The organism is Kitasatospora sp. NPDC091276, from assembly GCF_040684355.1.
Lineage (GTDB): Bacteria > Actinomycetota > Actinomycetes > Streptomycetales > Streptomycetaceae > Kitasatospora.
In genome coordinates this window covers 102,148-116,826 of the sequence record NZ_JBFBFU010000023.1, presented here as the reverse complement: position 1 = coordinate 116,826, position 14,679 = coordinate 102,148, and the positions used below count along the sequence as shown (strand labels likewise).

Sequence of the window (14,679 nt, the reverse complement as noted above, 5' to 3'; positions counted from 1 at the left end):
TCATGCTCCTCATGCCTCGCTGCTCGTGCCGGTGTCCGCCAGTCCCTCGGCGGCCAGGATGTCCGCCAGGACCTTGTCCTCGATGAGCGCCGCCAGCTCGGAGACGGTCCGGGCCGTCATGACCTCCCGCGGCGACAGGGAGATCCCGAACGCCCTGCGGACGCTCGCCATCACGCCCAGGCTCCGGATGGAGTCCCCGCCCAGGCCGATGAAGTCGTCGTCCGGGCCGACCTGCGCCACCTCCAGGACGTCCGACCAGATGTCCGCCAGGGCCTGCTCGGTGGGCGTCAGCAGCTCCCGCGGCTCCGGTGCCGCGGGCTCGGCGGGCCGTTCCGCGGGTCGGCCGAGCGCCGCCCGGTCGACCTTGCCGTTGGGGGTGAGGGGCAGCGCCGGGACGAAGGCGAAGCCCGCCGGGACCATGTGCTCGGGCAGCAGCCCGGCCAGGAAGCGGCGCAGCTCGGCCGCGTCCGGCGCGTCCGGGCCGCCGGTGGTCACCACGTGCCCGCCGAGCACCCCGTCGGCGACCGTGGCAGCGGCCGCGGCGACGCCCGGGTGGCGGGTCAACGCGCTCTCCACCTCGCCGAGTTCGATCCGGAAGCCCCGCACCTTCACCTGGTCGTCGACCCTGCCCAGGTACTCGATCACGCCGTCGGCGCGGCGCCGGGCCAGGTCGCCGGTGCGGTAGAGCCGTCCGCCGGGCGCACCGAACGGGGCGGCGACGAACCGCTCGGCGGTCAGCGCCGGACGGCCCCGGTAGCCGCGGGCCAGGCCGTCGCCGCCGAGGTACAGCTCGCCGGTGACGCCGTCGGGCACCGGGCGCAGCGTGCCGTCGAGCAGGTGGACCCGGGTGTTGCGGATCGGCCGGCCGATCGGGACGGCGCCCGGGGCGAGCGGCTGCCCGGGCTCGGCCCGGTACACGATGCAGCCCACGGTCGCCTCGGTCGGCCCGTACTCGTTGATCACCGCGCTGCCGGGGTGCCGGGCCCGCCAGCCGGCGAGGCTCTCGCCGGGCAACTGCTCGCCGCCGACCACCAGGTCGGCCGAGCCGGCCGCCACGTCGGGCAGGCGCTCCAGCAGCGGAAGGTGGCTGGGCGTCGCCTTGACGAAGCCCACCGCGGTGCCGGCGGCGGCCAGTTCGGCGAGCGCGTCCGGCTCCAGCGGGGACACCACGACCGTGCCGCCCTGGGTCAGCGGGGTCCACAGCGCGGTGACGGTGAGGTCGAAGGCGATCGAGGAGTGCAGCAGGGCCGAGGTGCGCAGGCCCGGATACGCGTCGGCGGCGTGGGCCAGGTAGTGCGCCAGCGAGGCGTGCTCGACGACCACGCCCTTGGGGGTGCCGGTCGAACCGGAGGTGTAGAGCACGTACGCGGTGTCCGCCGGGGCGGGTCGGACGACCCCGGTGTGGTCGTACGGGCCGGCCAGGCCCGCCAGGTCCACCAGGTCGACCGGGCAGCCGGCCGGCGCCTCGCCGTCCAGAGCCGCCGCGCCCTCGGCGTCCGCCAGCAGCCGCACCGGACCGCACTCGGCGAGCAGGGCGCCGAGCCGCCGGGCCGGGTGCTGGAGGTCCAGCGGCACGTATCCGGCGCCGGCCTTCCACACCGCGAGCAGGGTCACCACCAGCAGCGCGGAGGGCCGCATGGCGACGGCCACCACGTCCTCGGTGCCGACCCCGGCGGCGCGCAGCCGGGCGGCCAGCGCGTCGGAGCGCGCGGCCAGGTCGGCGTAGTCGAGGCGGCCGTCGGGGCCGGTCAGCGCGAGCGCCGCGGGAGTGCGCCGGGCCTGGGTGGCGATCCGCTCCGGCACGGTGGTGCGGTCCACGGCGACCGCGGTGTCGTCGTGGCCGGTCAGGTGCCGCCGCAGCTCGTCCTCGGTCAGCCAGGGCAGGTCCACCAGCCGGGTCGGCACGTCCCGCTCCGGCTCGGCCATGCCGCCCAGCAGCAGACCGAGCCGGTCGGCGAAGGTCCGCACCGTCCGCTCGTCGAACAGGGCGGGGTCGTAGGCGAACGAGAAGGTCAGCCGCTCGGTCGGGTAGACGCCCACCGCCACGGGATAGTTGGTGGTCTCGGCGTCGGCGCTCACGTCGCGCAGGGCGAGGCCGCCGACGGTGAGCGCGGCGTCGTCCACCGGGTAGTTCTCGAAGACCAGCACGCTGTCGAAGAGCCTGGCCGGGGCAGCGATCCCGCTGCGGGCCTGGATCGCGGTGAGCGGCAGGTGCTCGTGGACGCGGGCCCGCACCTGCTCCTGCTGGAGCTCGCGCAGCCAGGGCCCGAGCTCGGCCCGCGGGTCCGCGAGGGCGCGGACCGGCAGGGTGCCGATGAACAGCCCGACCATGTCCGGCGCGCCGTCGAGGTCGTTGGGGCGGCCGGAGACGGTCGCGCCGAAGCAGACGTCGCCCTGCCCGGACAGCCGGGACAGCAGCAGCGCCCAGGCGCCCTGGACCACCGTGTTCACGGTGACCTGCCGGTCCCGCGCGGCCCGGTAGACCCGGGCGGACAGCTCGGCCGGCAGTTCCACCCGCAGCCGCGCGGAGGACCTGACCCGGTGCTCGCCGGTCGGCCTGCGGTCGAAGGGCAGCGGGGTGGCGGTGGTCAGGCTCGCCAGCCGCTCGGTGAAGTACCGCTGCGCCTCGTCGGTGTCCCGAGCAAGCTGCCAGGCCACGTAGTCGCGGAACGGCGGCCGCTCGACGGCGGCGGACGGCCGGCCGGCGCGCAGCGCCGCGTACTCGGCGAACAGGTCGGAGAGCACCTGGTAGAGGCTCCAGCCGTCCAGCAGCGCGTGGTGGAAGGTCCACAGCAGGTGGAACGAGCCGCTGTCCAGCCGGGCCGCGGTGAGCCGGGTGAGCGGGCCGTCGGCCAGGTCCACGCCGAGCGCGCGGTCGGCGGCGAAGAGCCGTTCCAACGCCTCGGCCCGTCCGGCCTCGTCCAGTCCGCTCCAGTCCAGCACGGTCAGCGGGGTGGGGACGGTCCGCAGCACCCGCTGGACGAACCCGCCGGCCCCGGTGTCGGCGACCGTGGTGCGCAGCACCGGGGTTCGGTCGACGGTGCTGCGCCAGGCGCGTTCCAGCAGGTCGACGCGGTCCACACCGTCCAGCACGAAGGCGAACTGGGCGAAGTAGGCGTCCTGACCGCCGGTCTCGGCGGCGGCCTCCAACGAGTGGAAGAGCATGCCGGCCTGCATCGCGGTGAGCGGGTAGAGGTCCGCCACCGCTCGGCCGTCACCGGCCAGCCGGTCCACCGCGGCCTGGTCCAGCCGCAGCAGCGGGAAGTCCGAGGGGGTCCGGCCGCCGGCTCCGGGTTCGCCCGCGTGCGCGGCCAGCGCGCGCAGCGCGTCGGCGGTCGCCTCGGCGAGGCGCCGTACGGTGGCCTCCTCGTGCACCTGGTCGGAGTACTGCCAGAGCAGCTCCAGGGCGCCGCCGTCGCCGAGGACGGCGATGACGTCGAGCAGGTGGGGACGGACCGACTCCGGGGACTGCCGCAGCCACATCCGTGGCCGGGTGCCCGCCTCGAACGGGCCGCCCTCGGGCAGTTCCTCGAAGCGCCCGAGGTAGTTGAAGCTCACCTCGGGCGCGCGGTCGCGCTCGGTGCGGTGGGCGGCCGCGTCGCGCAGCGCGCCGTGGCCGAGGCCACCGCCGGGGACGTCCCGCAGTCGCTGCTTGACGGACTTGAGCACGGCCGGCCAGCCGGCGGCCGGGTCGGGCAGGTCGAGGGCGACGGGGTACACGGCGGTGAACCAGCCGACGGTGCGGGACAGGTCGGTGCCGTCCCGTTCGGTCCGGCCGTGGCCCTCCAGGTCCACCAGCACCTTCGGCAGGCCGGTCCAGGCGGCCAGCGCGGTGCCGAGCGCGCTCAGCAGGACGTCGTCCGGGCCGCCCCGGTAGCGGGCCGGGAGCTCCCGGAGCACCGCGTCCGTCTCGGCGGCGGTCAGCCGGACGGTCAGCGTGCGGGTCGAAGCCGCGGTGTTGGAGCCTGCCCGGTCGCGCGGCAGCCGGGGCGTCGCCGGGTCCGGCACGCCGTCCCAGTACGCCCGCTCGGGCTCGAACTCTCCGGCGGCGGTGCGGGTTTCGAGGTCGAGCGCCCAGGCCCGGAACGAGGTGGTCTTGGCGCCGAGCCGCACCTCCCGGCCGACCGCGGCCTGCCGGTAGGCGTCGGCGAGGTCCTCCAGCAGGATGCGCCAGGAGACGCCGTCGACCACCAGGTGGTGGGCCGCCAGCACCAGCACGTCCGGGCGCCCGGTGTCGCCGCGCAGCAGGGTGGCACCGAACAGCGGGCCCTCCGCGAGGTCGAACTCCTCGGCCCGCTCGGCCATGTCGTCGATCCGGCGGTCCTGCTCGTCGACCGGCAGGCCGGCCAGGTCGACGACGTGCAGCAGGGGGCCGCCCGGGCCGGGCGCGTGGTGGCCGACGGCCCCGGCGAAGCGCAGCCGCAGCGCGTCGTGCTGCGCGAACAGGGCGCGCAGCGCCCGCTCCAGGGCCGACTCGTCGACTCCGGGGGCCAGTTCGACCCGGACGGTCTGGTCGAAGTGCCCGGGCCGGGCCGGGTCGGTGCCGTGGAACCAGCGCTGGATCGGGGTGAGCGGCAGCTCGCCCTCGACCGGGCCCTGTTCGGCGGCGGGCGCCTCGTCGCGGGCCCAGACCGCCACGGCGGCGAGTGCGGCGACGGTCTGATGCCGCATCACGTCGCCGGAGCGCAGGGAGAGCCCCTCGGCGCGGGCCCGGGCGGCGACCCGCATGGTGAGAATGGAGTCCCCGCCCAGCTCGAAGAAGTTGTCCTCGACACCGACCTGTTCCACGCCGAGCAGCCGGGCCCAGGTCTCCGCGAGCAGCCGCTCCTTCTCGTCGCGCGGCGCCAGGTAGGCCCGCCCGGCGTCGGCCTCGGGCACCGGCAGGGCGGCCCGGTCGAGCTTCCCGGCGGCGTTCAGCGGCAGCGCCGGCAGCGTGACGAAGGCGGACGGCACCATGTACGAGGGCAGGTGCTGCGCCAACGCGGCGCGCACCACAGCGATGTCCGGGCGCTGCTCGGCGTCCCGGGGCACCAGGTAGCCGACCAGGCGCTTGGAGCCCGCGCCGTCCGGCAGTGCCAGGACGGCGGCGTCGGCCAGCTCCGGCAGCCGCAGCAGGGCGGCGACGATCTCGCCGGGCTCGATCCGGAAGCCGCGCACCTTGACCTGGTCGTCGGCCCGGCCGAGGAACTCCAGCACGCCCTCGGGCAGCATCCGGGCCAGGTCGCCGGTGCGGTAGAGCCGCTCGGCCGGGTCGAAGACCGCGGGGCCGAACCGCTCGGCGGTCAGCTCGGACCGGCCGAGGTAGCCGATCGCCAGACCGTCGCCGGCCAGGTACAGCTCGCCGGGCACGCCGTCCGCCACCGGCCGTCCGTCCTGGTCCAGCAGGTGGACCCGGGTGTTGGCCAGCGGGCGGCCGATCGGCACCGAGGCCCGCTCCAGGTCCCGCTCGGTGATCCGGTGGGTGGTGGCGAACACCATGGACTCCACCGGTCCGTAGCCGTTGACCAGGCGCAGCCCGGGGTGGCGGCGCAGCACCCGGCCGACGTGCTCGACCGAGACCGCCTCGCCGCCGGTCAGCACCTGGCGGAGCGTCCCGAAGACGCCCGGGTACTCCTCGGCCATCACGTTGAACAGGCTGGAGGACAGCCACAGGGTGGTGACGCCGTGCCGCTCGACGAGCTCGGCGATCGCCTCCGGCTCGGGCGTGGGGGCCGGCTGGAGGACGCAGCGGGCGCCGTGCAGCAGCGCGCCGAACAGCTCCAGGGAGAACGCGTCCCAGGAGATCGGCGCCGACTGCAGAACCACCTCGTCCGGCCCGAACCGGGCGTAGTCGGTGCCGACGAAGGTGCGCACGGTGGCGCGGTGGGCCGCCAGCACACCCTTGGGCCGACCGGTGGAGCCGGAGGTGAACATCACCGTCGCCGGGTCCTCGGCGCTGCCCGGGACGGCCGGGTCGGAGTCGTCCTCGGCGTCGGTGGCCGGGTCGGTGAGCGACAGCAGGACCGGGTCGCCCGCGGCGGGCCAGGCCGCCCGGACGGTCGCCTCGGCGTCGGCCCCGACGAGTGCGACCGGCGCGGCCAGGTCCTCGATCATCAGCCGCAGCCGCTCGACCGGCAGGCCGGTGTCGAGCAGCGCGTAGGCGCCGCCGGCCTTGAGCACCGCCAGCAGCCCGACGACCATCCCTGGCGAGCGCCGGGCGCAGACCGGGACGAGCGTGCCGCGCCCGACCCCGGCGGCTGCCAGTCGGCGGGCCAGCCGGTTGGCCCGGGTGTTGAGCTCGCCGTAGCGGACGGCGGTCTCCTCGTGCACCAGGGCGACGGCATCCGGGCGGAGCCGGGCGACGTACTCGAACAGCTCGTGGACCCGGGCATCGCGCGGGTAGGTGGTCTCGGTGTCGTGCCAGTCGGCCCGGGCCCGCCGGGCCCCGGCGTCCTCCGCGCCGACCAGGGCGAGCTCCCCGGCGGGCGCGCCGGCGTCGGCGACGGCCGACCGGAGCAGGCCGAGCAGGTGGTCCGCCAGCCGGGCGACCGTGGCAGCGGTGAACAGGTCGGTGCTGTACTCGATGTCGGCGCCGAGCGTGTCGCCGTGGTTCCAGAACTCGAAGAGCAGGTCGAACCGCGAGGAGGATCGCGGGAGTTCGGCCTCGGCCAGGTCGAGCCCGGCGGCCGCCGCCCCGGGGCGCAGCAGCGGTTCCTGGTAGGTGACGGCGGCCTGCACCAGCGGCATCCGGCCCGGTTCGCGGACCGGACGCAGCGCCTCGACCAGCCGGTCGAACGGCACCTCTCCGTGCTCGACCGCGACCAGGGTGGACTCCCTTACGGCGTCGACGAGTTCGCCGAACGGCCGGGCGGGGTCGAGCGCGGTGCGCAGCGGCACCAGGTTGGCGAAGAAGCCCTGGGTGTCGTCGTCCACGCCGTCGCGGCGGCCGGCGGTGGCGATGCCGAGCGCGAAGTCGCGCTGGCCGCTGTGCCGGGCCAGCAGGACGTGCACGGCGGCGGTCAGCGTCATGAAGACGGTGGCCCGACGGGCCCGGGACAGGGCGCGCAGCCCGGCGGCCAGCTCGGCCGGGACACGGAACCGGTGCAGGGCGCCGGCGCCGGTGCGGGCCGCCGAGCGCGGCCGGTCGGCGGGCAGGTCGAGCGGCGGCAGGTCCGCGAGCCGCTCGCGCCAGTACGCGATGTCGGCGTCCCAGGCGCCGGCCCGGGCCCGTTCGCGCTGGTCGGCGGCGTGGCGGGCGAACTGGTCGGGCGCCGGCGCCACCGGGCCGAGCGGCCCGTGCACGGCCCGGCCGTAGAGCTCGAAGAGCTCTCGGAGCAGGGCGCGGGTGGACCAGCCGTCGGTGACGATGTGGTGCTGGTCCAGCACCAGCACGTGCCGCTGCCCGGGCAGATGGATCAGCAGGGCGCGCAGCAGCGGCCCGGCCACCAGGTCGAACGGACGGGCCGTCGCCTCGGCGAGCAGTCGCTCGTGCTCGTCCGCCGCCTTCCCGGCCGACAGCGCGGTGAGATCGACCACGTCGAGCGCGGGCTCGCCGGGCTCGTGCACCACCTGCACGCCGCCGTGCTCGCCGGCCCGGAAGGTGGTGCGGAGCACCTCGTGCCGGGCGAGCACCGCGCCCAAGGCGGCGCGCAGCGCCTCGTCGTCCAGTTCGCCGGCCAGCTCGATGCCGACCGCGGCGCCGTACCCGGCCAGGGCCGGGGCGGCGTCGTGGAGGAACCAGAGGCTCTCCTGGGCGAAGGACATCGGCACGGCGCCGCCGCGGCCACGCGGCGCGCCGTCGCGCGCGACGGCCCCGACCGGGGCGGGGATGTGCCCGGCCGGTCCGACCAGGGCGGCGACCGCGCCCGCGGTCGGCGCGGCGAACAGCTCGCGCAGGCTCGGTGCGGTGCCGAACTCCGCCTTCAGCCGGGCCAGGACGCGGGCGCCCAGCAGCGAGTCGCCGCCGAGGTCGAAGAAGTCGTCGGTGGTCCCGACACCGGTGGTGCCGAGGGCCTCCTCCCAGATCCGGACCACGGCCTCCTCGACCGGGCCGTCCGCCGGCACGTGGGCGACCCCGCGGCCGGTCCAGTCCGGCGCGGGCAGTTCGGCGCGGTCCACCTTTCCGGAGGGGTTGAGCGGGAAGTGCCCGACCGGAACCACCGCGGAGGGCAGCAGGTGCTCGGGCAGGGTGCGGCGCAGGTGGGCGGCGAGCTCGGCCCGGGTGGGCGCGGCCAGGCCCGCCTCCGCGCGAACGTGGACGACCAGTCGGCGGTGGCCGCGCTCGTCCTCGGGTGCTCCGGCGGCGGCCTCGGCGACGGCCGGGTGGGTCAGCACGGCGGCCTCGACCTCGCCCAGCTCGACCCGGAAGCCCCGGATCTTGACCTGGTCGTCGGTCCGGCCGCGGTAGCGCAGCACGCCGTCCGCGGTCCACTCGGCGAGGTCGCCGGTGCGGTAGAGGCGGCCGCCGGCCGGTCCGTACGGGTCGGCGACGAAGCGCTCGGCGGTCAGACCGGGGCGGCCCAGGTAGCCGAGCGCCAGCCCGTCCCCGGCCACGTACAGCTCGCCGACGGCGCCGGGGGCGACCGGCCGCAGCCGCTCGTCGAGGACGTGCACCCGGGTGCCGGTCACCGGGCGTCCGATGTCGGGGGCGGTGCCGTCCCCGGGGATCGGGTCGCTCATGGTGGCGCAGACGGTGGACTCGGTCGGCCCGTACCCGTTGACCATCAGCCGGCCGGGCGCCCAACGGGCCGCGACCGCGGCGGAGCAGGCCTCGCCGGCCGTGACGACGGTGACGCCGGCCGGGACCGCCCCGTCCGGCAGGGTGGCGAGCACCGCCGGCGGCAGGGTGACGTGGGTGATCCGCAGTTCGGCCAGCAGGTCGGCGAAGGCCGGACCGGGTACCAGCCGCGCGGCATCGGCCAGGACCAGCGTGCCGCCGGTGAGCAGCGCCATGGAGAGCTCGAACACCGAGGCGTCGAAACTGGGGCTGGCGAACTGCAGCACCCGGGAACCGGGGCCGGCCGCCAGCTGGGCGACGTGCTGGGCGGTGAGGGCGGCGAGGCCGTGGTGGGGCACGGCCACGCCCTTGGGGCGCCCGGTGGATCCGGAGGTGTAGATGACGTACGCGGCGTCCAGCGGGTGTCCCGGCCCGACCTTCCCGGCCGCGGCCGGGTCGGTGTCCGGGCAGCCCGCCAGCGCCTCGGCGACGGCCGGGTCGGCGAGGTCCAGCACGGCCGGCGGGCCGTCGACGGCCCGGACCGAACCGGCGCCGTTGGTGAGCAGCAGCCGCGGCGAGGCGTCGGCGAGGACGTAGGCGACCCGCTCGGCCGGGTAGGCCGGATCGACCGGCAGGTAGGCGGCGCCGGCCTTGGTGGTGGCGATGGCCGCCAGCACGAGATCCGCGCCGCGGGCCATGCCGAGCGCCACGATGCTGCCGGGGCCGACGCCCCGGTCGATCAGCAGGTGCGCCAGCCGGTTGGTCCGGCTGTCCAGCTCGGCGTACGAGAGGGTGCCGACCCCGGACACCAGAGCGGGCGCCCTCGGGGCCCGCTCGACCTGCCGGCGCAGCAGCTCGGGCAGGGTGCCGGCGGCGGGCGCCGGCGGTCCCGCGTGCCACCCCGCCGCCTCCGCCGACGCCGGGTCGGTGCCAGTGATGAGCCGTGCGTCCGGGGAAGCCGCCTCGTGCGACATGGTCGTGTCTCCTGCCCTTCGGTCTGCTCTGCCCGTTCAGCCGCCCGGCCGTCCGGTCCGACGACGGCTTCGGACTCCCGCGGGTCGCGGGAGTCCGGAACACGCTGGTTACTGCCGTGCGCCGCCGCTCACCACCGGGCCGCCAAGCGCCCGCCGACCTGCATGCGGTCGATCCGCCCGGTGTCCGGGTCCCGGTGGAAGCGGCCGGTGTAGCCGGTCCGCTCGGTGGTCAGCTCGACGACCGAGAACGCCAGGTCCGACCGGACGGCGAGCCGGGCGAACGGTCGGCCTCCCTGGTCGAGCCGCAGGCCGTCCGGGTCATGGACCAGGCGGTACTCGGTGGCGCCGTTGCGGTAGGTCCCCGCGCAGTCGGCGAGGAGGTGGTCGGGGGCCGGCGGCGCGTCGCCGCGCAGCCGGGTGAACGGGTGACTGCCGACCTCGATCCCGGCCCCGCCCAGTTCGGCCAGCAGGTCGTCCCAGAGCGCGAGCCCGGTGCCCGCGTTGGTGGTCAGCGCGACGACCGTGCCCTCCTGCGGGTCGACCCGCAGGTGGCAGGAGGTGCCGTCGCCGGTGCCGTCGTGACCGACCCAGGTCCGGCCGTCCGGGGCCAGGTAGTGCGCGAGGCCGAGGCCCCAAGCGTCGGCCAGGCCGAACGCGTCGGTGTTCGGCTCGATCCGGCGCATCGTCTCGGTGACCCGGGGCGGCGGCAGCAGCGGCCCTCGCGGGCGCACCGGTTCGTCCGCGAGCAGGGTGCCGAACCGCAGCAGGTCCGCGGCGGCGAGCGCGAGCGCGCCGGCCGGCGCCTCCACCGGCGGCAGCAGCTGGGCCACCGGGCGGGCGGTATCGTACGCCGGCTGCGCGGCGTGCCCGGGGACGTGCCCGGCGGCGGCGGCCGAGCCGGTGACGAAGGCCGCGCGGATGCCGAGCGGACGCAGCAGGACCGAGGTGACGGCCTCCTCCCACGGCATGCCGAGGGCCAGTTCGGCGACCCGGCCGGCCGCCACCAGCCCGACGTTGGAGTAGGAGAAGGCCGTGCCCGGCGGGCAGACCACGGCCGCCGCGGCCTCCCTGAGGTACTGGTCGCGGTCGGCCGGCGGCTGCTCGGCGGGGTGGCTCCCGGGCAGTCCGCCGGTGTGGGTGAGCAGGTGCCGCAGCGTCAGTTCGCTGCCGAGCGACCCGGGCAGCGCCGCGAACTCGCGGAACTGCCCGCCGAGCGGGGCGTCCGGGTCCACCTCGCCCTCGTCCGCCAGGGTCGTCAGCAGCGCGGCGGTGAACGGCTTGGTGAGCGAGCCGACCGGGAACCGGGACCCCGCGGTGACCGGCCGGCCGCTGTCGTAGCACTCCTCCCCGGCCGTCACGACCGAGGTCACGCCCCGGTGCAGGAGGGCGAGTTGGGCTCCGGGGACGGTGTGCCGGCGGATCAGTCGGTGCAGCAGCCGGCCGAGCCCGCCGGCGCTGGCCGGGTCGACGCTCCTGGTGGGGGGTGCCGAGGTGGTCGTCATGGTGTCGGGGTCACTCCAGCTCGAAGACGACGGAGGCGGCGGGCGACTCGATCCGCTGCTCGCCGGCCAGCTTCCAGCCGGTCTCCTCGAAGACCCCGTACCACTCGTCCAGGGTGGGCACGTACACCCCCATCAGGTCGTGGGCGGACTCGAAGCCGAGGTTGAACAGCGGGATCCCGCGGTCCGGGTAGCCGACCGTGCGGGTGGTGTCGCCCAGCAGGAAGCGGCGCACGTTGGGGAACCGCTCGCGCAGGGTGCGCATCGACTTGACGGCGTTCTCGCGGGGCCAGAAGTCGTGGCCCATCATGAAGCAGGTGAGCAGCTCGACCTCCGCGAAGACGGGATGCGGGGCCAGGTCGCGAGCGTCCGCCTGGAGAGCGGTGATGCGGTCGGACAGGCCGGCCCTGGCCACCTCACGGGTGGTCATCTCGACGGCCGGGAGGCCGATGTCGAGGCCGAGGCCGCGGGTGCCCGGGTAGCGGTTGGCGATCTGGATGAGCCGCTCGCCGCTGCCGCAGCCGAGGTCGGCGGCGACCTTGAAGTCGAACGGCAGCCGGTCCATCGCGGCCCAGAACGCCGGGTCGAACGAGAACGAGGACAGCTCGCGGCAGGCGTAGCCGATGGCCGCGCCGTCCCGGTGGTAGAAGGAGCCGACCCGGTTCTCTTTTCGGAGCACCGAGGGCATTTCGGTGTAAAGACCGGAGCAGCCCCGGCTGAGCCAGTGGAAGTACGACCGGTAGGTGTTCACCTCGTCGAAGATCGGGCCGGGGCTGATCGTGCCGCCATCACGGGTGACGACTCCGACCGAGGCGAGCGCCTGGAACATCCCGCGGGACGCGACCGGGTCCAGCCCGAGCTTTTCCGCCAGTTCCTCCGCATCCAGAGAGGCGGCGCCGTTCAGCTCGTCGAGCGCGCCCACCTCCCAGGCTGCGGCAATTGCCCAGGATGCCACCGCCGAGTTGTAGATGTCGGCCGATGTCAGTTTTGCTCCGGGTATCGCCACTTCAGTGATCGACATGGATGCCTCCTGTTCGGTTTCCGGCAGGTGACATCAGTTTCGACCGGAACCAACAGCAGGCTCCAGCTCCTTAAGCAGGGCACGATAACCGCAGGTCAGCGCGATTTACCGGTCCGCCGCAGGCATTCGACGAAGCGAAGTCGAAGGGTCCGTTTTCCGATTTAAGGCCTGGCTTAACGAGCTTGTCAGCACGCCGAACCTCTTCCCAGCATGAGCGGTGCCAGTGCCGGCCCCACACCAGTTCAGGGAGAGACGAATGGGAAACCCGTTCGAGAATGCCGACGGCACCTTCCGGGTTTTGGTCAACCAGGCGAACCAGCACAGCCTCTGGCCGGATTTCCTCGACGTTCCAGACGGTTGGTCGTCGACGTACGGACCGGACTCCAGGGAGGACTGCCTGCATTACATCGAGAGCAACTGGAACGATCTCCGCCCACGCTCCACCGCGTCCTGACCGGAAACCCTCAGGGCGCACCGACGCGAAAGAAAGGAAAGCGGTGTCCACGCTGCGGTTGCACGATGAAGAGCGCGACGAGATCGCGGTTCTCGCCGATGAATTCCTGGAGTCCCTGAACGGCGACCAGGACCCCTCGCGGATGTCCGCGGCTGCCACCGGCGCCGCCCAGCGGCTGCCGGAGCGGCTGCGGACCTTCCTCGCCGCGACCCGCACCGGCGGGGAGGCCATCACCGTGGTCTCCAACCTTCCGGTCCGGGCCGACCTGGAGCCCACCCCGCTCGGCTGGGAACCGGCCGCCAAGCTCGGCGCGGGCTGGCACGAGGAAGGCGTGCTGGCCCTGGTCGGCGCCGGGCTCGCCGAGCCGTTCGGCTGGACCAGCCAGCAGGCCGGCCGGCTGGTCCACGACGTCTGCCCCACCCCCGAGGACGACAACTCGCTGACCAGCGCCAGCAGCACCAGGGAACTCAACTTCCACACCGAGGACGTCTTCCACCCCTGCCGCAGCGACTACGTGGCCCTGCTGTGCCTGCGCAACCCCACCCAGGTGGGCACCACCTACGTCCGCGCCGAGGCACTCGACCTGCCCCAGGACGTCCGCGAGGTGCTGTTCCAGGAGCGCTTCCTGTTCCTCCCGGACGACTCCCACAACCTCGGCTCGCTGCCCGACAGCGCCGGCGACGGCTCGCAGCTCGGCGCCGTGCTGTTCGGCCCCCCGAACGCCCCCTACCTGCGCTTCGACATCGACTTCATGCGCCCGCTGCCCGGCGACGACGCGGCCGCCGCAGCCGTGGAGACCGTCCAGGCCGTCCTCGGCGAGCACGTGGAACGGATCTCGCTCGCCCCCGGCGACCTGGTCTTCGTCGACAACTTCCGGGTGGTGCACGGCCGGGAGTCCTTCCGCTGCCGCTTCGACGGCACCGACCGCTGGCTCAAGCGGGTCAATCTCACCCGCGACGCCCGGCGAATCAGCGCCGTCACCGGAAAGCGGACCGTGCTGATCTGAGGTCGGAGCCGACGGCCCGCGACAACCACTTCCGAACACCCCTTCCCCGCCCGCCCGGCACGCCTTCACCGGCCCGTGCCGGGCGGGCGCTCTTTCCCCGGGGAATTCGTATAGTGAACCCCCGGTCCACCCCCGTCCGTTCATCCGTGCCGCCCCGGCCGAAAGAACGAGAGCGCGTCCTCGGCCAAAGGAACGAGACGCCCCGCCGATCTCTCCCGAAAGGCGGATGTCGCCGCCCCGGCCCCGCCGGGAGCATGACGGGTATGAAAATGTCGACCGCCAAGCTGGCCTGGGTGGCCCCGATCTCCGCACTGGCCATCGCACTCACGGGCTGCGGTGTGAGCGACGACCTGGACGCCCAACCCCGCAACGATTCCAAGGACTTCGGCTTCCAGGACACGCACCTCACCGTGGACACCGACAAGGATGTGACCCTGGTGCCCGCCGACGGCACCACCCTCAGGGCCGACCGCAGGCTCGCCGGCCAGGCCGCGAAGGACGGCAACGCCGCCTGGACGCTGGAGGGCGAGACCCTCAAGCTGTCCGGCAAGTGCAGCGGCATCGTCCTCAACTGCAAGGCCCAGTACACCGTGCACGTCCCCAAGGGCGTGGCCGTGACCGTCCAGGGCAGCGGATCGGCCGGCATCACCGCCAAGGGCATCGACGGCAAGCTCGACGTGAAGACCGAGCAGGGCTCGGTGGACCTCGACGGCCTCGCCGCGCCGCTCACCGTCCGCACCGACAAGGGCAAGGTCGACGCGAGCGGCCTCTCCTCCGCCGACGTGGACGTCGCCAACGAGAACGGCAGCGTGAAGCTGACCTTCGTCAAGGCGCCCGACAAGGTCAAGGCCGAGTCCGACACCGGCAGCATCACCGTGCGGGTCCCCGAGGACGGCACCCGCTACCACGTCGAGGCCAAGGCCGGCTCGTCCAACCCCCACGTGGAGGTCGGCGAGGACCCGAACTCCGCCCACGCCATCACCGTCGCCTCCAAGGTCGGTGTCGTCCGCGTCAACACGAAGGACTGAGC

6 protein-coding genes are annotated in these 14,679 nt (G+C 74.7%); 3 read left to right on the top strand and 3 right to left on the bottom strand.

Annotated features, from left to right (window positions below; all coding sequences use genetic code 11):
* Window positions 1-9: 9 nt before the first annotated feature.
* The 3 genes from AB0O19_RS26995 to AB0O19_RS26985 form a co-directional block, all read right to left on the bottom strand.
* Window positions 10-9,669, bottom strand: a complete 9,660-nt coding sequence (locus AB0O19_RS26995) for an amino acid adenylation domain-containing protein (RefSeq protein ID WP_363623125.1) — start codon at window positions 9,667-9,669, stop codon at window positions 10-12.
* A gap of 128 nt (window positions 9,670-9,797) precedes the next feature.
* Window positions 9,798-11,171: a serine hydrolase domain-containing protein gene (locus AB0O19_RS26990; protein ID WP_363623123.1), complete on the bottom strand. Its 1,374-nt coding sequence runs from the start codon at window positions 11,169-11,171 to the stop codon at window positions 9,798-9,800.
* 10 nt (window positions 11,172-11,181) lie between these two features.
* Complete coding sequence (locus tag AB0O19_RS26985; protein ID WP_363623121.1) at window positions 11,182-12,189, bottom strand: class I SAM-dependent methyltransferase; 1,008 nt, start codon at window positions 12,187-12,189, stop codon at window positions 11,182-11,184.
* A gap of 256 nt (window positions 12,190-12,445) precedes the next feature.
* Between AB0O19_RS26985 and AB0O19_RS26980 the strand changes: the two genes are divergently transcribed.
* The 3 genes from AB0O19_RS26980 to AB0O19_RS26970 all read left to right on the top strand — a co-directional run bounded on the left by AB0O19_RS26980 (window position 12,446) and on the right by AB0O19_RS26970 (window position 14,677).
* Complete coding sequence (locus tag AB0O19_RS26980) at window positions 12,446-12,643, top strand: MbtH family protein (RefSeq protein WP_363623119.1); 198 nt, start codon at window positions 12,446-12,448, stop codon at window positions 12,641-12,643.
* A gap of 43 nt (window positions 12,644-12,686) precedes the next feature.
* Window positions 12,687-13,649 carry a TauD/TfdA family dioxygenase gene (locus tag AB0O19_RS26975; RefSeq protein ID WP_363623117.1) on the top strand — a complete coding sequence of 321 codons (963 nt, stop codon included), beginning with the start codon at window positions 12,687-12,689 and terminating at the stop codon, window positions 13,647-13,649.
* Between the two features lie 263 nt (window positions 13,650-13,912).
* The gene (locus AB0O19_RS26970; RefSeq protein ID WP_363623115.1) at window positions 13,913-14,677 is read left to right on the top strand and encodes a DUF4097 family beta strand repeat-containing protein; all 765 of its coding nucleotides are present in this window, start codon (window positions 13,913-13,915) and stop codon (window positions 14,675-14,677) included.
* Window positions 14,678-14,679 lie beyond the last annotated feature (2 nt).

Coding starts and splice junctions, on each gene's coding strand:
- AB0O19_RS26980 (WP_363623119.1), top strand. CDS start 12,446: ATGGGAAACCCGTTCGAGAATGCCGACGGCACCTTCCGGGTTTTGGTC.
- AB0O19_RS26990 (WP_363623123.1), bottom strand. CDS start 11,171: ATGACGACCACCTCGGCACCCCCCACCAGGAGCGTCGACCCGGCCAGC.
- AB0O19_RS26985 (WP_363623121.1), bottom strand. CDS start 12,189: ATGTCGATCACTGAAGTGGCGATACCCGGAGCAAAACTGACATCGGCC.
- AB0O19_RS26995 (WP_363623125.1), bottom strand. CDS start 9,669: ATGTCGCACGAGGCGGCTTCCCCGGACGCACGGCTCATCACTGGCACC.
- AB0O19_RS26970 (WP_363623115.1), top strand. CDS start 13,913: ATGAAAATGTCGACCGCCAAGCTGGCCTGGGTGGCCCCGATCTCCGCA.